Raw genomic sequence first — 25,743 nt, 5'->3', positions numbered from 1 at the left:
GCGCATGAGTACATTTTTCTATGCTAAAGCGCATTTTTTGAAAAAAATCTTAAAATTTGTGCTGCTGATGAATGATAAAGTGACTCACTTGCATGGGCTTTTAAGCGTGCAGGAGTCCAGTATGTGTTATGTTATCTTTTTAGATACTGTATTGATATCATCTAATATAATATTTGATGCTTTTTAAAGCTTGTTTTTTTAAAGCTTTTTTCTCTGATTTTAATTATTTTTTTTATTCATCTGGTTGTGGCGTAATTTTTTAAAAATCACAATGATAAGTTGCGCATTTAATTAATTGCACTTACAGGTTTAATTTTTCTTTACACGAAATACAGAATGCATTATACACTCATAAAGTGTGTTGTGCCGTTATTCTCTTATAGATAGTTTTATGTGGAGAGCTCATAGAGTTACTGGCAAGTTTATTAGGATAATTCATGACACGGTTTAGATGAGCATGAGAGACATGTCTTAATGGTTACACCGTCCATATTTTAGGTGCAGAGCGGCAGTTTTTCGAATGCTTTTACTTTCAATGAGAGGGGAAGAAAAGTTTCGAGGGAACTATGATTAAAGTGTTTAGAAATCATGTATGTTTATGTGTTTGTACGACAGCTATCCTTTCTTTTCTCCAAAATGGAATAGCGATCGCTGTGAATAGGATGGGAAGTGATGGTGCGGAGTATAAAATCACTGTGAGCCCGATGCCCCCGATATTTTCTAGTATGCTTTCTCGGGAGGGAGGGATTCTCAGCTCTGGGAGTGTTCTAATGGGAAGCTTACGTGGTAATATCAGTGTTGATGAAAATGATATCGATGTTAATGCTAATGTTAGTGTTGATGGTCATAGTATTAATCTTTCGGGTCATATCAGTGGAAATGGCTTTATTAGTGGAAGTGGTGGTTCTCTTAGCGGAAATAATAATGAGCGCCCACTTGATGGAGCGGAAGGAGGAAGGTCTGATATAATCTCTGTTCCTGGCAGTGGTGGTGGGGGAGGGAGTATCAGTGGTGGTTCTCTTGGGGGGAATAATAATGAGCGCCCTCTTAGTGGAGAGGGTGGGGATAAGGAAGATGGTAAGTATATTTATAGATATGACAAGGTTCGCAGAAAGTTGGTGCTCTATGATGGGTTATATTATTTGTGCGATGATTGTGGAGAGGGCACAATTGATAACAAATCTTATAAGATTACAAAAAACAATGCTTCTCGGTATCCCTCTAAAGTTGCTATAACGGTAAAAGGGAAGAATGCAAAAGTCAAAGGGAAAAATGTCACTGTTGGTAGTGAAGATTCTAATAAATCTTTGACACGTGGTGTGTCTGTATCAGAGGGTGGACAAATTACTTTGACTGATTTTACTTTCCAGAATGAGGCAGCAATTCAAGAGGGAAAGCCAGTAGCTCTTCATGCGAGTAATGGAGAGATTAAAGTGGAGCGTGGGATTATTAATGGGAGTGCTATGGCTGTTCAAGCAATAGGAAAGCCAACGTATGTTATGTTGAAAGATACAGAAATTAAAACGAATAGTGGGAAGGCAAGTCTTTATAATTATGGTGGTGCAAAAATTGAAATGAACGGTGGATCCATTGATTTTATGAATAGTCATGGGATTTCTTCGACATTAAATGGAAAGATTATGCTCGATGATGTTAAAATTACTGGAAAGGGTAGCAAAGGTCAAAATCATGCGGTTTTTCTCATGGATTTCGGGGGTTCTGTTAATTTTAAGGGAATTATTGAGGTTGAGAATGTGCATGGCATATTATCAGAGAATACGGTCCGTACTTCAAATTCAATTCTAGCAGATGAAAATCCAATTCTAGATGAGACTTTAATTCCATTACCTGAGAATTTGTCTAAACGTGACCGTATGATAATGGTTAATATTCATTCTTCTTCTGTTAGAGTGAATGGAGATCAATCTTATGGTATATATTTTAAAGGTGAAAAGCCGTTGCCGGGCTACAACCTTCAAGAAGAGTTTTCACCAGAGAGAGAAAAAAAACCACGTAGACTGGAAGTTGTTAATTTGGTGAGAACGATATTTTCTACTCCCGAAAGTACGGCTATTTATAGTAAAGATGCTACTTTTGGTGTTATTAGTTTAATGCAAGGCAGTATTTCAGGAAAGACATTGTTAAAAGCTGAAAAAGGTGCATCTGTGATGGTTTTGGCTGATGCTTCTACTCTTAAAGGCGGCTCTGATGTTGATAAAAACTCTAACGTTGAACTTTATTTGAGCAATGGCTCTACGTGGATTTTACAACAAAGTCTGCAGAGAGATCAAATTGAGAGTGGTTATGCAAATCATTCCTCTATTTCATTTGTCAGTCTTATGGGTGAGAGCTCTATTAATTTTAAAAAACTGAAATCTGCTTCGACTTATGATTATCAAACTCTTCGTATTGGAAAGGGAAAGGGTGAAGTTTATAAGGCGCAAGATGGCGCACATATTTATCTTAACACATACTTGAATAGCGGTGGTGCTCTTGATCAGCAAAAGACGGATCGCGTTTTGATCCATGGTGATGTTTCTGGAGAAACGATGGTTCATGTCCGTGCTGTTTCAGATAGTCCAGGAGAACACACCGGCAGTGGTGGAAATAATCAAGGGATTTCAGTCATTCAGGTTTATGGAAAGGCAGAGAAAGATTCTTTTCAATTAGATGGTGGTTATGTGGCATTGGGTCATACGCCTTATCAGTATAAGCTTTATGCTTATGGTCCAGAGTCTGATTTAGGAAAAGCAGACTCTGATCAAAGATTAATTGAAGGGAATGGAGAGTTTTGGGATTTTCGTCTCGAAAGCCGGCTTATGGATGATGTTAAACCTGAACCTGAACCTGAACCAGGCCCTGGCCCAACGCCTCCCCCATCTCCGGAACCACATCCTAAGCCGGAAGTTAAGGCTGTTGTTCCGCAGGTTCCGACTTATCTTCTTTTACCTAATGCTTTATTTCATGTTGGTTTGATGAATGTTAGCAATCAGAATAAGCGGTTGGAAGCTTTGCGAACTGCAGCTGGCGGCTTGTTAGAAAGCCGTGAAAATCCTTTCTTTTTTGTGCGTGGTTATGGTGGTAACCATCGTTATACTTCAAATCTTTCTGCACTTGAATATGGTTATGGCGGCGAGCTTTCTTATAATGCCATGGAGGCAGGTATTTTGCTCAAAGCAGTCGAAAATATGTATGGAACCACTTCTTTTGGGGTTATGGGGTCTTATGAGAAATTTTCTTTACATCCTTTAAATGTTGAACAGAGTCAAAAAAGTACCTTTGATAAATGGTCTGTTGCAGCCTATGGTGGTATGCAGAATGATGCAGGTTTTTACGTTGATGGTCTTGTATCTTACGGTTTATTTAAGGGTGATGTTCAGACAACAGCGCGGGGTAAAACAGCAACATTAAAGGGAAATCCTTTAAGTGCTTCCTTGACGTCTGGTAAAACATTTATGGTAGGAGAGGACGGTTTTGTTTTTGATCCGCAAGTTCAGGTTGTTTATCAATATCTTCAATTCAATAAGGCGCGTGATGTGGATGGCTTTGATATTGATCTTGGTAAGCTTCATCAGTGGGTGGGGCGTGTTGGAGGGCGTTTAACAAAGATGCTGGTTGCCACTGATGAGTCTCAAGTTGTTTCTTTCTATGGTAAGCTTCATCTTGCTCATGGTTTTGAAGCAAAACGATTTGTGCATTTTAAAGATGCTTTTCAACTTGGAGCTTTTGGCTCTTCATTAGAAACTGGCGTAGGCTTTAATGCCCAATTGTCTGAACAGTTTGCACTTCACGGTGATTTGGTTTATCAGCACAAGCTAACGAAAGCTGGTTTTTCTGGAACCAGTTTTTCGGGTGGATTGCGGTATCGTTTCTAGAATGATCACCTTTTGGGTTAATTTTTTATTGATGTGTTGGCAACTTTGAAAATAAGCTTTTAAAAAATGTTTTTTGTATGAGTATGTTTTCTTCTTTTTGAGAGAGGAGATAAGGCTTTGTAGTTTCCAGTCTTTGTCTTTTATGTTGTTTTTTTATATTGAATGAGAAATACGAAATATCGTGAGATCCTCTCATTTCAAAACTGTTCTACGTTGAATTAATCAAAACCATTCATTTACACGTTAAAAGTGAGGAGATCCATGTAGATAAAAACTGGATAAGAAAGGAGTCAAAATTCCTTTTTATGAAGCGTCTCAAGTGCTAAGGGCTGTTGTCACATTTGTGGGCTGGCAAAGTGGGAGATGGTGCCGGTTTGCTTATGCATGTGTATAAAGATGGGATGTTCAATGAATTTTGAATTTATCATTATATCCTTTACGGGAGCGCTATCGCGAAACGAGTTTCGATGCGTTTAAGGGGGTCTTTAAAATAAGTCCGTATATTGATAATATACGGATATTGTGTTTGGGATGTTTTGTTTTATGTGATGGTTATGCCTCTATTAAAGAACGCGATGAACATAAAGTGTGAGGTGATATGTCATTTCCTTTCGTATAAATTTATAAATTCTCTTAAGATTACGACTTTGGGGGTGGGGGATTTATTATCCCTATTTTACGTGTTTTTATAAAAGAACAATCTTAAGTTGTGATATTTTTAGATTTTAGCTTTACACGAGCGTTATAGTGGATATTTAAAATACCAAATGTACTTTAATGCATGCAATCAACTTTATTAAACGGAAGGCGTATTTTCTTGTTTTTAGAGAAGGGGAAGAAAGTTGGTAGAAAATTATGCTTAAAAATCATCTCTCTTTATGTCATTTTACAACAGTTACTTTTTCTTTGTAAACCATGCTGATGCCGGTGAAGTTTCTTTTCAGAAGAAGCGATATTCCTGTAACGAAAGTGCTGTATTTTATCATTATAATGATGGTAAAATACATGAAATTTCCCAAAAAACTTATCAACTCACGGGTAAAAGTTTGGATGCAGCTTTAGAAGTATCAGGAGAAGATACAGCCGTTGAAGGAAAGGTTATAATCATTAACGGTGTTTCGAATACAAATGGCCATTTAGAAAAAGGTGCTTGGATAACAGGTGTAAAGGCCTCCAAAGGAGGAGGCGTTTTTCTCTTTGCTTCCATGTTAAACAGACGTGTCGATAGGGGCTGATATTGATGAGGATGGTGCCTTTGAGGTACAGGAAGGGGTAATTAAAGCAACCAGAGTGGGGATTAGCGTTTCGAGTGAGAAGTCGTTTGTTTTTTTGGCCAAAACAGAGATTAGGATACCGGCTGATGCGAGAGGTCTTGTGAGTCATAATGGAGCCAAAACGTCTATAAAAGAAGAAAAAATTGACTTTACTGATGGTATTGGTGTCCAAATAGGAGGAGGTAAAAAAATTAATTTAGCGGGTGTTTCTATTACCAAAAAGGGAAAAAAGGCGATAAATATACATCGTGAAGCTTCTGCTTTTAATATGCTTCAGGGGAAAGGTATGATTAATTTCCATAAGGGCAACGTTAATGTTAACCATACTCATGGCATTGTAGTGCAGGAAAATAATCATAATGCTGCGCATATCAAATATTCTAATGTTTTTGTGAGAGGGAATGCATTTCATGGCATGCACTTTTTTGGCAAGCTTTTTTGAATGATAAAAAAACAATTATACTTGGAAAAAGGGGCTGTCTATTTAACCAAGAAAACCTTTATGGTTCCAGAAAGTACGGCTATTTATAGTCGCCAATTCAAAAGCATTGTTAATCTCTTACAAAATTCAACAGTTTCTGGCGATTGACTCCTGAAAGCTATTGAACGTTTCAATATTAAGATTGAAGCTGATGCTTCTACCTTGCCAATTCACGGGTTTGTTTTGAAGAGACATCTCTTAAGGCACCCAAACCCATTTCGCGACGGTGCTCGTGAATAGTATAACGGTAAATCCATTGAGCACCTCCATCTCTACGTTTGTGAAGAAGCAAGCCGGCACCATCTCCCACTTTACCAGCTCCCTGCGGATCATCCCTTGGCACATAAGACTCTTCATAAGAGCCTTTTTAGTCCTTTCTTAAGAGTTTTTATCCACACACTCATCCCGCTTGTAACGTGCAGACGAATGGTTTTGATGGATTCAAAATAAACAGATTTGAAATGAGAGAATCTTACGATATTCGAGGGTCTCATTCAACATGAATAATGTTATATTATTATAAATCAATATATTGACTTGCAAGAAAGCGCATATGTAGATGAAAGTTTGACAGCCAAGATAGCGTTAAAAAATGATTCAAAGTGGATTTTATCGCGATCAAAATACGGACAATTACCAAATTCTGCTATTTTTGGTTCTATGTTAAAAGATTATTCTTCTATTTCATTGGTCGAATTTATAGATAGTTCTCTTATTTTTGAAGAATTAAAGTCCAAAACAACAGATGTTTATCAGATACTTCTTATCGGAAAAGGATTAAGAACTGTCTATAAAGCGCAAAAAAACTGATCGACTTTTAATCAATGGTGATCTTGAAGGAAAAATAACAATTCATGTCTATAGGGTTCTTGGAAATCTAGGAGCATTGATGGGAGAGGGCGGTAATAATCAGGGGATTTCTATTGTTCAGGTTTATGGACAAGTCTCTGAAGATTCTTTACAGTTAAAGGGGGGGGATATGTTATACTTAATGACTCTCCCTATCTGTATCGTCTTAAGAGCTATGGTCCAAGCTCTGTTTTAGGAGCTGGCATACGCCAATCAAAGAGTGCTAAAAATACTGGAATATTTTGGGATTTTAGCCTCGAAAGTTAGTTCGTTGATCTTTTCTCTTTTGAGTCCACTAAAGTTGTTCCTGTTATTGATGTTGTTTCTCCTACTTTTGATGAACATCCTTCTTTTTCTAAAACTCATCCTCATATTACTGGAGATAAGGGAAAGTCTATTGATTCTAACTTTAGAGAAAAAACTCAGGAATCAAGTTCTTCTTCTCCTTTAGATTCATCTGATGCTCTTTTTCTGCTCACATTGGATACTCCTAATGTTTTTATGCGGGATGTTCAAAATTCACTTCTTGTTTCTTCTCCATCCTCTCTTACACCTGTTAGACTTACTATTCTTAAATCTCATCCAGTTGTGCCGACATTTGCTCTTTTGCCTCACCATCTGTGCCTCCTACTTCTTCTGTTGTTCCCTCTGCGTCCGGTCTATTTGTTCCTCCACCTGTTTCTTATACTCCTTCTGTTGTTATTCCTCCTGCATCTGATTGACCTGTTACATCCCCTGTTTTTGAGTTTCTTCTGCTCCACAGTTTTTTACCTATATTCTTGTGCTAAATACCTTATTTCATACTGGGTTGATGGATATCAGTAATCAAAATGAGTAGATGCAAACACTGCGAACTTTTTCTCATTTGTTGCTGAAAAACAATGAAAATCCCGTTTTATTTTTGCACGGTTACGGTGGATATCATTATTATATTTCACATTTGTCTTCACTTGAATATGGATCTGGAGGTGACCTTGATTATAATGCACTAGAGGCAGGTACTTTATTCAAAAAAATTGAAACTGCATACAGTACAACATTCTTTGGGATTATAGGAAGTTATGCCAAACTTTCTTTGCGATCTCGAGAGGTGAAACAACGTCAAGAAATTATATTTGATAAATGGTCCCTTACAGTATATGGCGGCATGCAGCATGATACGGGTCTTTATATGGATAGTCTCTTCTCTTATGGTCTGTTTAGAAATATTCTGATAACAGAGCGAGGTAAAACGGCTGCATTAAGAGGAAAGCCCTTAAATTTTTCCTTAACGGCTGGCAAGATATTTATAGTAGGTTGTCGAGGTTTTATTTTTGAACCGCAGGTCCAATTTGTTTATCAAAATCTCCAGTTTCATAAGATTCGTGATATTGATAATTTTAATATTGATATGCAAAGGTTGGATTATTGGGGAGTGCGTGTTGGTGGACATTTAACCAAAACACTGACCTTTATGAAAGAGGCACAGCTTCTTTCATTCTATGGTAAGTTTTATTTCATTCGTAGTTTTAATGATAAACAATTTGTGTATTTTAAAAATGCTTTCCAGCTTGTTTTTTGGGCTCTTCTTTAGAAGCTGGAATTGGTGTTTATTCGCAATTATCTGTAAAAATTACTTTTTATAGCGATCTAATTTATTAGCATAAATTTACAAAGTCTGGCTTTTCTGGAACGTATTTTTCTGGTGGATTAAGCTATCATTTTTAATTGCATTTTTCTTTAATACATCCTTTGTGCGAGCAATAAGCACAAATAGAGACTTTGTTGTATTGTTTTTCTGTTCCTATGCTTTACATATAATACAAAAACAATCTACGCGAATAATACATAATAGTAACAACCTGTAGATGCGCCAGATGTGTCTTTTCAGTTCTCGATGAAGATAAAACAAGAAAAGTTTAGAATAAATTATGATTAATGTATTGAAGCGCCATGTATGTTTGTGTGCTCTTACGAGCTCTGTTTTACTTTTTGCGCATAATATAGATGTAAATGCAAAGGATAATACACAAGAAAAACCTTCGTGTAATTCTCTTTTAAAAGTCTATCCATGTGATGTTGTTGATAAAATTGAGACTTTCAAACAGAGCGATCAATTAAAAATGAACGATCAAGTATATGTACCAGAATTGGATGCAAGTGCTAAGAATCTTGGTTCTATATCCCAATCTAATAATACAGCTATTGAACTGGGAAAAGGTGAGAAAAAACGACTTCTTCACAAAAGAGTGGGACTTTGGAATTTAATAACTCTGAGAAGATTGCATCAGCCGTGATTGTGTTAAAAGGCGAGAACTGTTCTTTTAAGATGCTGTCTGTTAAAGGAAATGGTGAAAAGAAAAAAGATAATAGTGGTAAGATATCTCAATCTGTGTTTGGTGTGAAGCAGGGCGGTTTTCTCTACGTTGATCATGGCCATGTTAATGTTACAGATGTTCATGGTATAGTGATTGAAAGTGCAGAGCCGGTTTTTCAAGAAAGATCACTTAAGTTGGAGGATAATCTCATGTCTCTGGTTTCTTTTGAAAACTCAAAAATCTTTGCAGATTTGTTATTAGATGTTAAAAGTAATTCATTTGTTGCGCTTGATGCTAATGGGTCTTTTTTGAGAGGGGGAGCACGGGTTGAGAAAGGCTCTTATGCTGAAGTTGAGTTATCTAATCAATCGCGATGGACAGTGACACCTTGGACAGTGACATCAGGGAAAACTGATAAGGAGTATGATTCATCAGTTTTCTTTGTAAGGGTTATTGATAGTTCAATTTTCTTTAAGCAACCAAGAGGTGGTCATTATCAGACCCTTCACATTGGCAGCTTGAGTGATGATAATGGCTTAGATTATGCTTATGTTGCGGGAGGGGATGTACGCCTTCTTGTTAATGCACATATTGTTGCAAATGGTGAAAACAAAAATATAAAAGCTGATCAACTTGTGATCTATGGTGATGTGTATGGAAAAACCAAGGTGCACATTATAAACCCTGCTGTCGTTTCATGGAAGAAAAAGAACGGTGGAAAAAATGAGCAAAATAATAATAGTAACAGTACTTCAATTGTACGGGTTTATGGAAAGGCAGCGGAAGATTCTTTTAAACTGGCAACTACGTATGTCGCTTTAAGAGGGATACCTTATCGATACAGTCTCCGTGCTTATAGTCCAACGTTTTCTCATGGAAAAGCAAAAAGTGAAAACAAATTAGCTAAAGGAACATCGGTAGAGTATAGTGGCGACTTTTGGGATTACCGACTTGAAGCTGAACATGTCGAGGGCCTTTTAAAAGCGAAGAAAGTTGTCTCTCGTTCTCGCGCCTCTCGTTCTTTAAGTTCTCAGGTTCCTCATGCTAATGTTTTAGCGGGTCATGATACTGCTCATTATTCTGAAGAAGGTGTTAAAGCTGTTGTTCCACAAGTTCCAACATATCTATTGTTGCCGAATACTTTGTTTCAGGTTGGCTTGATGGATATGAATAATCACAATAAACAGCTGGAAACATTGCGTAGTACTACTGGAACTTTGGGAGAAAATGATAAAAATCTTGCACTTTTTGCGCAAGGTTACGGTGGAAATTATCATTATGTTTCTGATCTGTCTACGCTTGAATATGGCTATGGGGGTAATTTGAATTATAACGCTATAAAGGCTGGTGTGTTGCTTAATACGATTGTGGATACACATCATACTTTGAGCTTTGGAATAATGGGGAACTATGGAAAAATTTCTCTACAGCCTCAAGATGTTGAAGAAAGCAAAAAGAGTGCCTTTGATAAATGGTCTATGACAGCCTATGGCAGTATGCAGCATGATACAGGCTTTTATGTCGATAGCCTTCTTTCCTATGGCTTATTTAAAGGAGATGTTCTCACACGTGAGCGAGGTAAAACAGCAACATTGAAGGGAACACCTTTGAGTGCTTCATTGGTTGTAGGGAAATCATTTGAAACAGTACATAAGGGATTTGTTTTTGATCCATAGGTTCAGGTTGTTTATCAGCATCTTCAGTTTCATCAGGCGTATGATATTGATAATATTGATGTTGATTTAGGAAAATTTCATCAATGGGTGGGGCGTGTTGGTGGGCGTTTAAGCAAGACGCTAGGTGTTTTGGAAGAGGGACGTGAGGTTTCTTTTTATAGTAAGATTTTTTATTTGCATAGTTTTGAAGATAAGCAATTTGTTTATTTTAAAAATGATTTCCAGTTAGGTGCCTTTGGTTCTTCTTTGGAAATTAGATTAGGTTTTAATGCAAAATTGTCTCCACACTTTTCTCTGCATGAGGGTTTTGTCTATCAGCATAAACTTAATAAGGCTGGTTTTTCTGGAATAAACTTTTCTGGTGACCTTCGCTACCATTTTTAAGCGCTTATGAAATATAAGGTAGTTTTTACATAAATTACAAAGTATTTTACATAAACTATAAAATATTGTATGAAATATAAGTAAATATTAAAGATTTATTACTTCATATTATCTGTATGTTTAATTTAGCATTATTGTAAGTGTTTTCTGTTTTAGTGAGGGGGGAGAAGGGAAAATTGGTAATGCCATGGTTAATATATTGAAAGATTATAGATTTTTATTTGTTACAACGGCTATAGTTTCTTTTTTACCAACCACGAATATTAATGCAAATCCTAATAATTCTGAAGCTCTCTGTGATGAAACAGAGAGTTTTTATATATGTAATGATGGTAAAAAGCACACGCTTCAAGATAAAACTTATCATTTAAAAATTTCTCAAGATAGCTCTCCTAGTACTACGCCTCGTGCAGCTATATCTCTAGAAACAACAGGAACTGTTGTGGATGCTTCTCAGATAACTGTTATAGGTGATAATACTGTTACGAGTGATAACATAGATCAAATATTTACATATGGTGCATATGTAAAGGATGGGGCAAAGCTTGTTCTAAAGAATTCAAACTTTACAGGCGTATCCGGTTTTCGTGTTCAGGATGCCGTTGTTAGTATGACAGACGGATCGATTAAGGGGAGAGGGCATATTGTTTATGCGTCGGGGGAAAAGGCAGATGTTGCTTTAGTTCGGGTAAATGTTGAGATTGAGCCAGATAATTTGCAGACAAAAAAGATCGGTTTTGTTAGTGAATTAAATGCATATGTTAGGATAGCAGGTAGTACAGTTACTTCTCAAGAGGGAAGCTTATTTTCAACAAAGTTCGGGGGAAAATATCTTCTCGATAACCTTACGGTTAAAGGAGAAGGAAAAAAAGAGACTGTTGTCGTTGAGGGGGGAGCTGCGAGTCCATTACCAGAAGCTTTTGAGGTGTTTCAAGGTGGTGAGGTTCATTTGAGGAATAGTTCTCTTCAGCTTACGGATATGCATGGCTTCTTGATTAAAAATTTTTCAGGTTATCTAAATAATAAAGATCAGCTTCTTCAAGAGCAAGATCTATCAGGTACTTTAAAGAATACAGACATTAAGATTGAGCGCTCAAATATTTCTGTGCAGGGAAAGGAGGCTTATGGTCTATATTTTAATCTATTAGATCCAAACACAGTGGCGACATATTCCGGACATACAAGTATTTTAGAACCGACAAGAACTACTACGGAAATGGCGTCTGTTCGTTTAAAAAAGACAACTTTCACAGTTCCAGATGGTACGGCTATTTATGCTACTGGGCAAGACGGTTTTGGAGCTAGCGGTTCTCTTGAGTTATCAGAAGGAACAACGATTTCTGGTGATTTATTATTAAAAGCTGAAAATAACTCTTTTATATCTATTAAAGCTCACTCTTCTTCACTTGAAGGAGGTATCCGTATAGGGGATACGGCTAAGGCTACTTTACAGTTAGAGCATGGCTCAACATGGTTTTTAACAAAAAGAAAACATGAAGATTTACAAGATTTCGATTTTATAGATTCCTCTATTTCATCTGTGAGTCTTTCTGATAGTACTCTTGTTTTCAAACGAGATGTATCCAGTGGTTATCAAACATTGCGCATCGGGCCCTTCGCACACCAGAAGGTATACAGAGCGGAGGGTAATGTACAGATTAAGATGTGTGCGTTTGTAAATAATGATGGCTTATTTGATTGTCAAAAAACCGATCGCATTTTGATCGATGGCGATGTTTACGGCACTACACTGCTCGTGATGCAAAACTTTTCCAAAACTTCAGAAGAGAAAGCAGACGATGAAGGAAGCAATAGCATTTCACTTGTTCAGGTTTCTGGGAAAGCAAAAGAAGATTCTTTTAAATTAAACAATAATTATGTTACAATAGACGGTTTACCTTATCAATATAAACTTCGCGGTTATGGTCCAGGTTCTTCTTCTGGGAAAGCAGATCCAAAGAATAGATTGGTTGCAGGGGAAGGAGATTTTTGGGATTTTCGTCTCGAAAGTGTTTATATTGATCCTGAGTTAGATTCTTCTGAATCTGCTTCTAAGCCGATGTCTACAATTCTATCCTCTTCTGAAGCAGAAACGATACCTTCTGAACAACCAACAGAGACTATTTCGTCTGAACAATCTTCTGTTGGGCCTGCGCTTATACCCTCTACATTTTCTTTGCCGGAAGAATCTGAACCTTCTGAAGCATCTACCTTCACGGATTCTACGCTTACTCCTTCTCAACCTGTTCCGTCTGAGATTCCTTCTGTACCAACTGTTCCAGAGAATTCTTCTACTGAGCAACCTATGCCTGCTGTTCCAGTTGAAACTTCTTCTGATGAGACTCTTCCCTCTGAGCTGTCTGTTCCTGTATCTCCTTCATCTACGGATTCTGTATCCGAAGCAGAAATGATCCCTTCTGAGCAACCAACAGAGACTATTTCGCCTGAACAATCTTCTGTTGGACCTGCGCTTATACCCTCTACATCTTCTTTGCCGGAAGAATCTGAATCGTCTGAAACATCTACCCTCACGGATTCTACGCTTACTCCTTCACAACCTGTTCCGTCTGAGATTCCTTCTGTACCAACGATTCCAGAGAATTCTTCTGCTGAGCAACCTATGCCTGCTGTTCCAGTTGAAACTTCTTCTGATGAGACTCTGCCCTCTGAGCTGTCTGTTCCTATATCTCCTTCATCTACGGATTCTGTTGCTCCTCCTTCTGCACAAGTTGAACCACAGCCTTCTACGTCCTCTGACCCTTTGGATGCTTCATCTAATCTTCCTATGCCGTTTGATGTTCAGCCTGAACAAGGAATGAGAGCTGTTGTTCCTCAATTGCCAACATATCTTCTTTTACCCAATACTTTATTCCATACGGGTTTGATGGAGATGGCCGCGCACAATAAGAAGTTGGAGACAATGCGGAATACTTTTTATTCCTCTGGAAAAGATGAGAAAAACACAGCCTTTTTTCTGCATGCTTATGGGGGTAGCCATCATTATACTTCCAATTTATCCGCTGTTGAATATGGCTATGGCGCTGAATCCGATTATACGGCGTTGGAGGCTGGTGTTTTGTTAAACAAGATTGAGAATTTATACAGTCGTACATTGTTTGGGGTTTTGGGAAATTATGGAATCTTTTCTCTGCATCCTCAAGATGTTGAACATAGTAAAAAGAGTTCATTTGATAAATGGTCTGTTGCTGCTTATGGAAGTTTGCAGCATGATACGGGTCTTTATATGGATGGGATATTATCGTATGGTCTGTTTAGAGGAGATGTTTTGACGCTTGCACGGGGCAAAGTTTTGGCATTAAAGGGAAAGCAGTTTAGTGGTTCTTTAACGAGTGGCAAAACGTTTTCAATAGGCTCTAAAGGTGTTGTATTTGATCCACAGGTTCAGGTTGTTTATCAGCATCTTCAGTTTCATCAGGCGTATGATGTTGATAATATTGATGTTGATTTAGGAAAATTTCATCAGTGGGTGGGGCGTATTGGTGGGCGTTTAAGCAAGACGCTAGGTGTTTTGGAAGAGGGACGTAAGGTTTCTTTTTATAGTAAGCTTTTTTATTTGCATAGTTTTGAAGATAAGCAATTTGTTTCTTTTAAAAATGATTTCCAGTTAGGTGCTTTTGGTTCTTCTTTGGAAGTAGGGCTTGGATTTAATGCGCGTCTCTCATCAAAACTTTTCCTTCAAGGGGATGTTACTTATCAACATAGACTTAAGAAAGTTGGTTTTTCTGGGGCGAGTTTTTCTGCCGGATTGCGCCATCTTTTTTAAAAGAGATCTACTGTGTGCTTTTATATAAAAGGCAGACGATTTTTCTGCCTTTTTAATATATTAAAACTCATTAATATAGTAATTGTTTGATATACAAGGTTACAATAAATGATTTCTTTAATTTATAGATTAAAGATACTTAAAATATTTTTTTAGGTGATGGGGAATTTTTCTAAAATTTTTGATGTTATGATATAAGGACAGGTTTCATTATGAATGTGAGAAGCTTGAATGCTTGTGGTGTAATCATTTCAAATGAGGCGGTATTGATGATTGTTTTGTTCATAAATTAGGATGAGAATTGCTTTTAGGTGTTTTTTCTTGAGAGTTGTTATCATTATTTTTGTTCGTTTCTTTATTAACTTTTGTAGATCAAACGTCTAAATTTTGTTTTAGATAAGCAGAAAACATAAACTGTATTCACGTTTATAGCAGTCAATATGCATATTATTTGTTTTATTTTTAGGATGTTTACTTGGGTATTTTAGATAAATGCTTATCTTTTTAGAAAAGGCCGAGAGAATTTGAGGTCATATTATCATAAAAAGTAAAGGATGTTTTGTCGTGTTTTTAGGGATATTTTTTCTTTTTTGCCAATGATAAACGTTAAAAGAGTTTTGATAGGATATAATTTGCTGTTTTCATTGCTGTAATAAGTAGGCAGCATTACTCTATTTTCCAGCTTCCAATATTGCTGTAGACTTTATTATTCTAAAGTGTTTCTAAGAAGTATTTTTAATCTTTTCCTAAATGTTTTTTGTCTACACGGGCTTCCCCTGTTTGTCATGTGCAAACAAATATTTTTGATTTGTTCAGTATAAACAGATTTGAGATAAGAGCATTTTATGATTTTAAGCGTTTTCACTTGAGCAGTAAAATAATGAGCACTTTTTATAAACCAATTTGACCTCTTTTTAGACCAATTTGATATGTCTAGATAAGAAGTTGGATTGTCAATCAGGATTAGTAGAGAGCTTTGTTCTTTGAAGCTTGGAGCAGAGGTCAAAAAATTTTATTGAGGAAAATAATATTGAGTTTTCTTCTTCTAATCGTAGAAATAAAAAAGCCTTTTAGATGATAATATAAGCTTTATTTTGCTGAAATTTAAAAAAGTGCTTTTATGGGTGCGTGCAGTCCTATGGCATAGGTTATTATAAAGAGAGATGGCTTTATAAGCGATCGGGTGGTTCGGTCTTGGGGGGATTCTTGTCTGAAGGGAACAATGTTACAAGACCCCAAAATATGTTTAAAGACTTTTCTTGTCTAAAGGGAGGAGAATTAATGATATTCGATGAATATGAAGAGTTTTTTGGGATTTTTTGAGGGGGAGGGTGTTTGGAATTTCTACGCGCTTTAGGGATACGCGGGGCTAAGTTTTCGTGGAAGATTGCGTGGGTATTTTTATGGGTGATGGCTGTGCTTGTTGGTGCTTGGCTTAATCAGTGATATTGATCATACCACATTCACCATTTTCGCTGCCGAAGGTGAGATTGTGCCCTGTTTGATCCCAATTGAGTGCTGAGATAGCGCTTTTTCCATACCCTTTCAGAAGGGCTTCTTTTCCATCACGAAAATGTGCCGCTAAAATCATTCCATCACTGAAACCTATGGCGACAATTTCTTGGCTTGGATGGCATGAAACGGTGCTAACAAGGGCATTTGCTCGTGTTCCAAGTTCGAGGGGTGTTTTTCCCATGGGACCGTCTTTTGTATGAAAGGGCCAAACAATTGCCGCAGAGGCACCTGATGTTGCCAGCCATTTTCCTTTGGCACTCCAAGACCAGCTTTTGACTTTGCTTGGATAGCCACTCATCCGTAAATGTTGATGATCGGTAAGACGCCAGCCGTGCAAGGCGTTTTCTTGCATCGTAGAAATGACATAGCGGTTGTCTGGTGAAAAGGTAACGCCACAATGCGCGCCTTTCCATACCAATGTGGTGGGAGATGTTTGCGTCGATAACCAATGAAGTGTAACCCCATTGTAATGGGCAACGGCAAGCCGTAAACCTTTTGGGGCAAATGCTAGACCTTCTACACTGCGTTCATGTGTAAGCTCTTGGTATTCTTTGCCCACATGCACAAATGCAAGACGTGAGGAGGAAAAGGCAAAAGCTCTTTGGGGACCAAAAGCAACGTTGTTTATCCATTTGCGTTCTTTTTGACTGAGCAGTTCTATGTGACCACCTTCTGTTGTTTGACAGACCTTTCCGTCTTCTCCACCGGTAATGATTGCGGTATTGTCATGGGAAAAATGGCTTGAAATTATTCCTTGGTGAACTTCAACGGTTTGTGGGGTAGGGGTTAAAAAAACAATCAAGCCTTCCACAGAAACAAAGGCTGGTTTATTGCCTATAAAACCGCAGGAAAGGCAGTAACTTTGGAGATCATAATGGATAATGTTTGGCATTGTCACTCATTTTATGCACAATTTTCAAAACCAGTTTTTAATTTTTTAGCATCAAGAGAGCGCCCGATAAAAACAAGGCGGCTTTCTCGTTTTTCATCTTCACGCCATGGGCGTTGATGTTGTCCCTCAAGAAGCATATGGATGCCTTGAATGACATAACGATCATCGTCTCCTTGAAAGGCAATAATGCCTTTAAGACGCAAGATATCAGGTCCTTGTTGTTGCGTAATTTGTTGGATCCAAGGAAAAAACTTTTCTGGTTGAAGGGAACCTGTTTTTAAACTTATAGAAGTGATGGTAATATCATGAATGGGAGATGTGTGATGATGGTCATGATGGCAATCTGGACCACACACATGGTCGTCATGTTGGTCTGTATCTCCATGATCAAGAAAATGAGGATCATGGTCTAGTGTTTGTTGGAGATCAAAAAAACCACGATTGAGGAGTTTATCAAGAGAAATATTGGTGCGCTGTGTTGTATAGAGTATAGCGCGAGGATTGATGGCCAGAATAAGAGATTCAGCATGGGCACGTTCTTGGTCCGTGATAAGATCAACCTTATTTAAAAGAATGATATCTGCAAAGGCAATTTGTTCTTCAACTTCACGACTTGTTTTTAGTTGAGAGGGTAAATGTTTTGCATCAACGACCGCGATGACACTGTCGAGCATTGTTTTTTCATGGACCGTATCATCCATGAAAAAAGTTTGGGCAACTGGAACGGGATCAGCCAGTCCTGTTGTTTCTATAATAATCGCATCAAATCGATGAGAACGTTGCATTAGGCTTTCCAGAATGCGAATGAGATCACCACGTACAGTGCAGCAAACACAGCCGTTATTCATTTCATAAATTTCTTCATCGGATTCAATGATCAGGTCATTATCAATGCCAATTTCACCAAATTCATTGACAATGACGGCATAACGTTTGCCATGATTTTCACTGAGAATGCGGTTGAGAAGCGTGGTTTTTCCGGCACCAAGATAGCCTGTGAGAACCGTAACAGGAAGTTTTTTTGGAGGTGTCGTTTCCATGAGGGGACCTTTTATTATTCTTTATTGCCATGTATTTATGTTAAATCGCTTGATATCATCCAGTAAATCACGAAGCTGAGACAGAACGTGAGAAAAGATTGCTTCACCGGCTTTTGCTGTTGCTTTGCTTGCGTTTCCTGCAGCACCTTGCGTGTTTAGATCACGCATTGTCCAGCCAAAGGCATGAGGACCATAAGCGCGTAAATAGCGATAATTAGCAATCATATCCGCTTGTTTATTATAAAAAATTGCGGCCTTTTCCATATGAACTTTTTCTGGGGCTAAATAAAGCATGAGAGAGGTTTCGATAAAACCGCCATGGATATCAAGATGCTGTTGAGAAGGTTCTATCAGATTTTGTGGCAAACCAAAACGGCTCCAGCTTGTTGCTACTGCGAGCATGGAAAAGCGCCTTCGCAATTCGGTGACAACAATGCTCATTAAAGGGGAATTGCCTCCGTGAGCATTAAGAAGAAGAAGACGCTTTATCCCTTTGTGATAACAATTTTCACCAATTTTTATCCATCGATTAATCGCTTCAGAAAAACTAAGGCTTTGTGTGCCTGTAACATCCATATGCTCTATAGAATAGCCAATCTTTTCAACTGGTAAAAGGGCGATATGATATTGCTCTTTTGTTTGTAGTGTGAGGGCTTTTGCAAAAGCTTCAGCAATAATCCAATCAGTTTCAAAGGGAAGGTGTTTTCCGTGATATTCGTGTGCGCCCAAAGGTAAAAGAGCGAGAAAAGGCGTATCGGATACCATAAATTACTGCCTAAAAGATAAATTAAATACAGACAAAGTGATCAAAGGTGCTGTCACTATTTAATCTATCTATAAGAGAAACGCAAATAGGCATTTTTTACATCACATAGGGATACTCTAAAGATGATAGCTTTATTAAAAATAGTGAAGGTTTTATTGAGAGAAGAGAACACAGTTTTTGATAGAATATGGGGAACTCCTTCTAAAGAGGGGTATCTTTTGTAAAGTACTTTGACGTGTCTTTTTGTTTTTTGATTAAGTCAATATTTCAGAAGATTAAAGACTTCCCATTAGGAAATAAAAAATACTTTTTATTATGTTTTAAAAAGGCATTTTTAGATGAAGCTATATATCCTTCTTTTTACTATGGAGCGAGGATAACCAACGTATTTTTTGTTGCAAAGGCTACGATAGCACAGATTTTTATTTCAATTTTTTATTTAGAAAATTTACTTGCATTTATATTGAATAGATAATAATATTATTTATAATATATGTTATAGTTTATTATTATGAAAATAAATTATTATTTTCTTATTTAAAAAATATGTTAATATGAATATTGTGTTTAAAATATTTAAAAATAATATTTATTTATATATTTTTGTAGCGTTTTTTCTTTGTTTTTCACAACTTATAGACAATCAAGTAAAGAATGCTTTTGAACTATTTCAAAATGAATTATTTGTAACGAATAAAAAGAAAAATATCGTTACTAAAAATATAGATATGACAGCAGTCTATACTATTGAAGAAAAAAAGAAGTTAACTTTTATGAAAGTTAAGCAAGAAAGTTGTTTTTCAGTATTTTGGGAAATCGTCTCATTTTTTATAATTTTCTTTGTATTTTGTGTTAAGTAGTTTTAGTGTTTCTTATAATGTTTTTTTCAACCTGATAGGTTGGCTTATGTTATAAGGGTGTTTTTTTATTTTTGTACATCAAAATTTTCAATACTCCATGCTGTATGGGATAAATAGCCTTTTTTAAGATATTAGGGAGTTTTTTCTTTATATATCAGTAAAAGTTAAAACCATTTCGGTAGCGTCTTTTCTGTTTGAAAATAGAGCTCTTGTTGGTTCTTTTACAACTTATAACTGTTTTATAGAAAAATAGTATAGACTTTTAAGGCTTATTTATGGGAATGAATGTGTTTTAGAGCGGTGTTTTTATTTGCTGCCAATTTTATTAATCGACATTCTTTACGGGGGGCATAAAAGATAAATTAAACAATATTCCATCTTTTTTCCTGATTGAGATAAGCAATAAGCATTATTGTTATGTTGACAGTTTTAAATGTTATGCTGTTTTGAGAAATATCAGCATTTCAGAGCATTTAGAAGAGATCTCGTCTATGTTTTTTCAAGGGATATTGTTTATTGATCTTTATTTCAATGTAAAAGTCAAATAATTTTATTATTTTAAGATATAGCAATGGAAAAATATTTCTATGTGGCTTTTAATTTAATAGGTCAATGATCAATTGTTATATTATAAAAAATATTTTTGATAAGCTTAAATCTTCTTATAAATTTTGAGTGATGTTCATGGAATAGAGGATAGCCATAAATTTTGCTTTGATAAATTTTCATCATGTGAGGTTAAGCTCAATTGTATTACTGAGATTTTATAGTTATTTGAGTTTAAAATAAAATTTCTTAAATAGAGCATTCAGAATTTTTATAATATTGTTGTTATTATTTTGAAATTATTAGTATTTATTTTTAAAGTTTAGATTATTTTTATATATTTACATTCAGTACGCAATGTATTATATTGTTTATAAGCTCATATATAATATACCATAATGTATTATATTAATGATTAAATATAATTTTTGGTTTTTATATATTTAAATATTCTTTCGCTTTTTTTAGTGAAGAAAAAGAGGAGCAAATGAAAATCTATGTTTAAAATATTTAAAAATCGTGTGTGTTCATTTATTTTCACATTATTTATGCTTTTTTTTACACAAATTATAGACGGGAATGCAAGTTTTGTAAAAAACCAATTTCAAGAGAGAATGGCAGTTACTGTTTCTACAGTGGACAATAATGTCGTTATTAAGGGAGCGGATAGAGCTGTTATTTACGGCGTTGAAGAACAAGATGGTGTTGCTGTTGGGAAAGTAGAAAAGGTTTCTGCGTATTCAGGTTCAGATTTTTGGCTAGCAATGGGTATTTACTCGGTTGTTTCTTCTTTAGGTGTTGGGGATATAATGGGGGGTGCTATCTCTCTTTTAAAAATGCTCTTTACATTTAATTAGAAGATTCAACGACTTTGTCGATGCGTTTTTATTTCACTTTATTATTTTTAAAAAATCAATATTTGAGATGATTGATGCTGTAGGGGGGGGGATAGCCTTTTTAAGATATTAGGGAATTTTTTCTTTATATATCAGTAAAAGTTAAAACCATTTCGGTAGCGTCTTTTCTGTTTGAAAATAGAGCTCTTGTTGGTTCTTTTACAACTTATAACTGTTTTATAGAAAAATAGTATAGACTTTTAAGGCTTATTTATGGGAATGAATGTGTTTTAGAGCGGTGTTTTTATTTGCTGCCAATTTTATTAATCGACATTCTTTACGGGGGGCATAAAAGATAAATTAAACAATATTCCATCTTTTTTCCTGATTGAGATAAGCAATAAGCATTATTGTTATGTTGACAGTTTTAAATGTTATGCTGTTTTGAAAAATATTAGCATTTCAAAGCATTTAGAAGAGATCTCGTCTATGTTTTTTCAAGGGATATTGTTTATTGATCTTTATTTCAATGTAAAAGTCAAATAATTTTATTATTTTAAGATATAGCAATGGAAAAATATTTCTATGTGGCTTTTAATTTAATAGGTCAATGATCAATTGTTATATTATAAAAAATATTTTTGATGAGCTTAAATCTTCTTATAAATTTTGAGTGATGTTGATGGAATAGAGGATAGCCATAAATTTTACTTTGATAAGTTTTCATCATGTGAGGTTAAGCTCAATTGTATTACTGAGATTTTATAGCCATTTTATTTTTAAATAAATTTTTTAACTGAGCTGTTCAGAAACTTTCCATGACTTATTTTTTTATCTTGACTGAATCAGTGTTTCGTTTGCAAATTTAAATTATATTATTTTTTATGTGTTTACATTTAATAAATAATATATTACACTCAGAGATTAAGTATATATATTATTTTTATGTATAGGTTTTAATTTTAAATATTCTTTTATTTTTTTCAGTGAAGAAAAAGAGGAGCAAGGAAAGCTATGTTTAAAATATCTAAAAATTATATACATTCATTTGTTTTTATACAGTTTGTTCTTTTTTTATACAAATTGTAGAGGGGCATGCAGGTTTTGTAGAAAATCAATCTCAAAGAAGAGAGATTTGGGCTACACGAGAAAAAAGTGTTGTTATTGAGGCTGTAGATAAACCTCTTGCTCATAAATTTGATGGGGAGGGTGTGTTCAATTTTGTGAGAGTTAAAAAGCCTTCTATATTTTTAACTTTTTGGAATGGGCTTGGTATTGTAAAATTTATTGCGGCCTTATATCTTTTTTACATCGTGGAAATGTATTGTTCTGTTTTCTGTTTTTTTTAGGAATGCTCTCTACATTATAGTAGAAAATATCTCTGACCTTGATGATTTTTCTTATTCATTATATGATTTTTGAAAAAGAATATTTAAGATAGTTTATGTTGTCTTGGATAGCAAATGATTTAATGGTAACATAAAATATCGTTTTTAGGTTCGTGCTATAAGAATTCAAAATCTTTTATGGGGAGAACTTAATTCTTCCTCTTATAGCTTATGTTGATTTCGCAAAATAATTAATACGGTCGTTCTTTTTATCAACTTTTAAGGCTACTGTTTATTTTGTGTTGTGATGCGTACGTTTATATGTCACGGTGCTTTATTGATAAATGAACCTATCTTATATTTTTTAATGTTTTTTATCTTGTAAAGCAATTATACAACCGATGAATATTTATGTATCGGCTGCTCTAACACAAGAAGGAAAATGATCAATATTGATAAATCAATAGATTTATTTTAATCTAATACATTGTTTATAATAATAGTTTATCATTTCTCTGGTTGAATGAGAGATATGGATATCGTAAAGTTACTTCATTTCAAATCTGTATTATGTTGAAGCAAGAAAAATTATTTTTTGGCACATTACAACTTGAGTTAATGTGTGGATAAAAGCCCTTTAAGGAAGGGGTAGGAATGCTTTTCATAAATTATTTCAAGGGTTAAAGCTTATCGTGGCATTGCAAATTAGAAAATGAAATGATGATGTCAGCTTGTATCTTTATAAAGTAAAGGTCGTCATACACCGTTAATCTTGTCCTATATTATGGAAAAGTTTACATCATAATATTTGCTAGGTTCTGTTGTGAGATGAAGGGGATGTGTGTTAAAAAATGTTTTTTAAAAACAGTATCTGAATAGGCAGCGTAAATGTATTCTATTTTACGTGAAGGTGGAGATCTTGTTCAAGGTGATAAGAGTTGCTTATACATGAGCAGGAGAAGGGCAATCAAGCAAGAGGTCTTGTTTGGCACGAAGACGTGCAATCCATTGGTCTTCGCGAATAGCTGTATTATGTATTGTAATGAGTTCATTTTTTTTAATTTCAGCAGTTACTGTTGCTTTTTCTAAAAGTCCACATGGAATGGCGTGGTGAGCGCGTGCTTCTGCAATATTCATGATCCAAGCGCGATATGTATAAAGACCGATAAAATCTAGCTGATCACCTGGGTATAAATCTTTTTTAGCAACAGCACAGACTTCCACTACCGGATGGTTAAGGGGAACCATATCTTTTTTGCCATAGAGCATAATGCGTGCACAGGTGAGGGGAACTTCCATTGCTGTGAGATGATAGGGGCGATGAAAGGTAAAGTAAGGTCCTTGACCAATTTTTAAATCTTCCATACGTTCACGTAAACGTGGGTGTGCTATTTCTGCAATAACAAAGACACCTGGGGAAACACCTTGTCCTATTGAATAGTCCACCACACCATATTGCTCTAAAATACCACCATCCCGTTTTGGGATAAGGACCTTGTTTAAATCTTGTAACGCTGCTTGTGGTCCATGCATTCCTGGGCAATCGGGGAGAAGTCCAGTGGCATTGGCAATGGCTGCCATTTCAACCATTGTTTTGGAACCATCAATAAATTCAACCAACATGCGTACATTCATATTACGGCGGCGTGCTTCTTCTTCGTAAGCATCCGGTGTGGCATCAAAGAGAAGAGGGTTATTTTTTCCTTTTCCTGCTGCAACAATTTTATGCCCAAGAGCTGAAACAAACTCGATGAGCTCCATGCAGGAAGTCGGTTCATCACCCGCACCAAGGGTATAAATAAGCCCTCGTTTTTCTGCTTCATGTTTCAGATACGCGCCAATCGTCACATCGGCTTCAACATTCATCATGACAAGATGTTTGTTGTTTTCAAGTGCTTTTAAGCCAATTTCTGCTCCCGCTTCAGGATAGCCTGTTGCATCAACGATAATGTCAATCTGTTCATGGCGTAAAACAAGGTCAATATCGTCTGTTGCTGCAATCAAACCTTTTTCAATGCTTTGTGAGAGGGCATGAGCATTTTCAACCTTACAGACATGTCCTTCTTCGCCATAGGCGAGTGTGGCAGCATCAAAAATACGTGACGGTGTTCTCGTGGCTACAGCAGCGACTGTTATACCCTCCATATGCGCAATACTTGATAATAAATCTGTGCCCATTTCACCACACCCAATCAGCCCAATACGGATGGGGGGATGGTTTTCTGCACGTTGCTTCAAATCATATGCTAAACCTGTTAGGTTTACATTGCTTGCCATTTTTTTTTCCCATTTAAAAACTATTCTGCTAAAAAAGTTTTCTTAATTCATAAGGTGTATTTATTTTTAAGACAATTAATCTTTTATTCTTGATGCTCTAATCAATGGTTTTTATAAAAGCAAGGGGAGTGGGTGCTTTTATCAAATAAAATAGGAATAGCTTTATGCAGCAAAAAATATTCGTACAAGATGTCACCACTTTTATTGGGAAAGAAATGGGATTATCGGCGTGGCGTCTTGTTACGCAGGATATGATTAATCAATTTGCATGTGCTACAGATGATCATCAATGGATACATGTTGATGAGGAAAGAGCTAAAAAGACCCCTTTTGGGGGAACAATTGCGCATGGATTTTTAACCTTATCGCTTTTATCTACGCTTGCTTATGAGGCTCTTCCAGAGTTAGAAGGGGCTACAATGGGGATTAATTATGGTTTCGATAAAGTGCGTTTCATGAGTCCTGTAAAAACAGGGGCGCGGGTGCGTGCACGTTTTGTGTTAGATGATGCAGAAATTCGTCCCTCTGGTCGCGTCGTTTTCCATTATGGAGTTACAGTGGAAGTGGAAGATTTAAAAAAACCAGCCCTTACGGCTCAATGGCTTGTTGTTGCTGTGATGGGGGAAAGATTTTCCAATCCTTAAGATTGTTTGAGTGCTTTATTTGATGAGAATTTTCGTACAATTTTGTGAGAATTTTTTATCGATAATAATATTAAGAATATATTGATTTATAATGATAATCTTGCGTCATTTATCCTGAATACGAGTCTAGAATATTGTAAGATTCCCTTAATGTTAAATCGATTCTATATTGAAATAATCAAAACCATTCATTTGTACATTTAAAAACGGGGAGAGTCTGTCTGGAGTGAAACTGTGTCCAAAAGCATATCACTTTCATGAATTGTTTTGAATGTTAAGGGTTGCGTTTACAACATTGGGTGTTGACAAAGTGTATAACGGTGCCGGTCTGCTCTTTTATGAAGCGGAAAGATGGAGACTCAATGGATTGACTGTTATATCATTCATGGACATTGTCGTGAAATGGACTTGGGAGCCTT

Annotated in this window: 16 protein-coding genes and 2 pseudogenes; 13 read left to right on the top strand and 5 right to left on the bottom strand. The window is 36.0% G+C overall.

The genetic code is table 11. From position 1 onward, the window contains the following. Window positions 1-566 precede the first annotated feature (566 nt). The 4 genes from AC6ER9_RS09510 to AC6ER9_RS09495 all read left to right on the top strand — a co-directional run bounded on the left by AC6ER9_RS09510 (window position 567) and on the right by AC6ER9_RS09495 (window position 5,738). Window positions 567-3,875 carry an autotransporter family protein gene (locus tag AC6ER9_RS09510; protein WP_497074453.1) on the top strand — a complete coding sequence of 1,103 codons (3,309 nt, stop codon included), beginning with the start codon at window positions 567-569 and terminating at the stop codon, window positions 3,873-3,875. Between the two features lie 878 nt (window positions 3,876-4,753). Beyond that, window positions 4,754-5,110 carry a hypothetical protein gene (locus tag AC6ER9_RS09505; RefSeq protein WP_497074452.1) on the top strand — a complete coding sequence of 119 codons (357 nt, stop codon included), beginning with the start codon at window positions 4,754-4,756 and terminating at the stop codon, window positions 5,108-5,110. Continuing rightward, on the top strand, window positions 5,094-5,591 hold the full coding sequence (locus tag AC6ER9_RS09500) for a hypothetical protein (protein WP_497074451.1): 498 nt from the start codon (window positions 5,094-5,096) through the stop codon (window positions 5,589-5,591). The genes AC6ER9_RS09505 and AC6ER9_RS09500 overlap by 17 nt, the downstream gene beginning before the upstream one ends. Next, a complete protein-coding gene (locus tag AC6ER9_RS09495) occupies window positions 5,592-5,738 on the top strand; it encodes a hypothetical protein (protein ID WP_497074450.1) in 147 nt (48 codons plus the stop codon). It begins immediately after the preceding gene. A gap of 55 nt (window positions 5,739-5,793) precedes the next feature. On the opposite strand, the pseudogene AC6ER9_RS09490 reads toward AC6ER9_RS09495, so the two are convergent. Further along, window positions 5,794-5,973 (bottom strand): annotated as a pseudogene (locus tag AC6ER9_RS09490) (Arm DNA-binding domain-containing protein); the annotation flags it as partial. Between the two features lie 194 nt (window positions 5,974-6,167). Here AC6ER9_RS09490 and AC6ER9_RS09485 point away from each other — a divergent pair. From AC6ER9_RS09485 to AC6ER9_RS09460, 6 genes and pseudogenes are all read left to right on the top strand, one after another. Continuing rightward, a complete protein-coding gene (locus tag AC6ER9_RS09485; protein ID WP_497074449.1) occupies window positions 6,168-6,440 on the top strand; it encodes a hypothetical protein in 273 nt (90 codons plus the stop codon). Between the two features lie 79 nt (window positions 6,441-6,519). After that, window positions 6,520-6,675: a hypothetical protein gene (locus AC6ER9_RS09480; RefSeq protein WP_497074448.1), complete on the top strand. Its 156-nt coding sequence runs from the start codon at window positions 6,520-6,522 to the stop codon at window positions 6,673-6,675. 642 nt (window positions 6,676-7,317) lie between these two features. Next, complete coding sequence (locus AC6ER9_RS09475; RefSeq protein WP_497074447.1) at window positions 7,318-8,052, top strand: autotransporter outer membrane beta-barrel domain-containing protein; 735 nt, start codon at window positions 7,318-7,320, stop codon at window positions 8,050-8,052. A 337-nt stretch (window positions 8,053-8,389) separates the two neighbouring features. Further along, window positions 8,390-8,755, top strand: coding sequence for a hypothetical protein (locus AC6ER9_RS09470; RefSeq protein WP_497074446.1), 366 nt, complete (start codon window positions 8,390-8,392; stop codon window positions 8,753-8,755). 32 nt (window positions 8,756-8,787) lie between these two features. Beyond that, window positions 8,788-10,836 (top strand): annotated as a pseudogene (locus tag AC6ER9_RS09465) (autotransporter outer membrane beta-barrel domain-containing protein). A 187-nt stretch (window positions 10,837-11,023) separates the two neighbouring features. Further along, on the top strand, window positions 11,024-14,620 hold the full coding sequence (locus tag AC6ER9_RS09460; RefSeq protein ID WP_497074445.1) for an autotransporter outer membrane beta-barrel domain-containing protein: 3,597 nt from the start codon (window positions 11,024-11,026) through the stop codon (window positions 14,618-14,620). 1,435 nt (window positions 14,621-16,055) lie between these two features. Here AC6ER9_RS09460 and AC6ER9_RS09455 read toward each other — a convergent pair. The 3 genes from AC6ER9_RS09455 to AC6ER9_RS09445 are packed head-to-tail and all read right to left on the bottom strand — an operon-like array spanning window position 16,056 to window position 18,832. Further along, the gene (locus AC6ER9_RS09455) at window positions 16,056-17,027 is read right to left on the bottom strand and encodes a WD40 repeat domain-containing protein (RefSeq protein ID WP_497074444.1); all 972 of its coding nucleotides are present in this window, start codon (window positions 17,025-17,027) and stop codon (window positions 16,056-16,058) included. Window positions 17,028-17,038: 11 nt separating this feature from the next. After that, on the bottom strand, window positions 17,039-18,067 hold the full coding sequence (locus AC6ER9_RS09450; RefSeq protein ID WP_497074443.1) for a CobW family GTP-binding protein: 1,029 nt from the start codon (window positions 18,065-18,067) through the stop codon (window positions 17,039-17,041). A gap of 21 nt (window positions 18,068-18,088) precedes the next feature. Then, a complete protein-coding gene (locus AC6ER9_RS09445) occupies window positions 18,089-18,832 on the bottom strand; it encodes a creatininase family protein (RefSeq protein WP_497074442.1) in 744 nt (247 codons plus the stop codon). Window positions 18,833-19,387: 555 nt separating this feature from the next. Between AC6ER9_RS09445 and AC6ER9_RS09440 the strand changes: the two genes are divergently transcribed. Both AC6ER9_RS09440 and AC6ER9_RS09435 read left to right on the top strand, forming a co-directional pair. Continuing rightward, window positions 19,388-19,693: a hypothetical protein gene (locus AC6ER9_RS09440; RefSeq protein WP_497074441.1), complete on the top strand. Its 306-nt coding sequence runs from the start codon at window positions 19,388-19,390 to the stop codon at window positions 19,691-19,693. 1,043 nt (window positions 19,694-20,736) lie between these two features. Beyond that, window positions 20,737-21,096: a hypothetical protein gene (locus tag AC6ER9_RS09435; protein ID WP_497074440.1), complete on the top strand. Its 360-nt coding sequence runs from the start codon at window positions 20,737-20,739 to the stop codon at window positions 21,094-21,096. 2,249 nt (window positions 21,097-23,345) lie between these two features. On the opposite strand, the gene AC6ER9_RS09430 is transcribed toward AC6ER9_RS09435, so the two are convergent. After that, window positions 23,346-24,680, bottom strand: coding sequence for an NAD(P)H-dependent oxidoreductase (locus AC6ER9_RS09430; RefSeq protein ID WP_497074439.1), 1,335 nt, complete (start codon window positions 24,678-24,680; stop codon window positions 23,346-23,348). 164 nt (window positions 24,681-24,844) lie between these two features. Between AC6ER9_RS09430 and AC6ER9_RS09425 the strand changes: the two genes are divergently transcribed. Beyond that, window positions 24,845-25,324: a MaoC family dehydratase gene (locus AC6ER9_RS09425; protein WP_497074438.1), complete on the top strand. Its 480-nt coding sequence runs from the start codon at window positions 24,845-24,847 to the stop codon at window positions 25,322-25,324. The last annotated feature ends 419 nt before the right edge of the window (window positions 25,325-25,743 follow it).

Source organism: Bartonella sp. SL317 (assembly GCF_059687655.1).
Note: the sequence above shows the minus strand (reverse complement) of the source record. Positions and strands in the feature narration are given on the sequence as shown.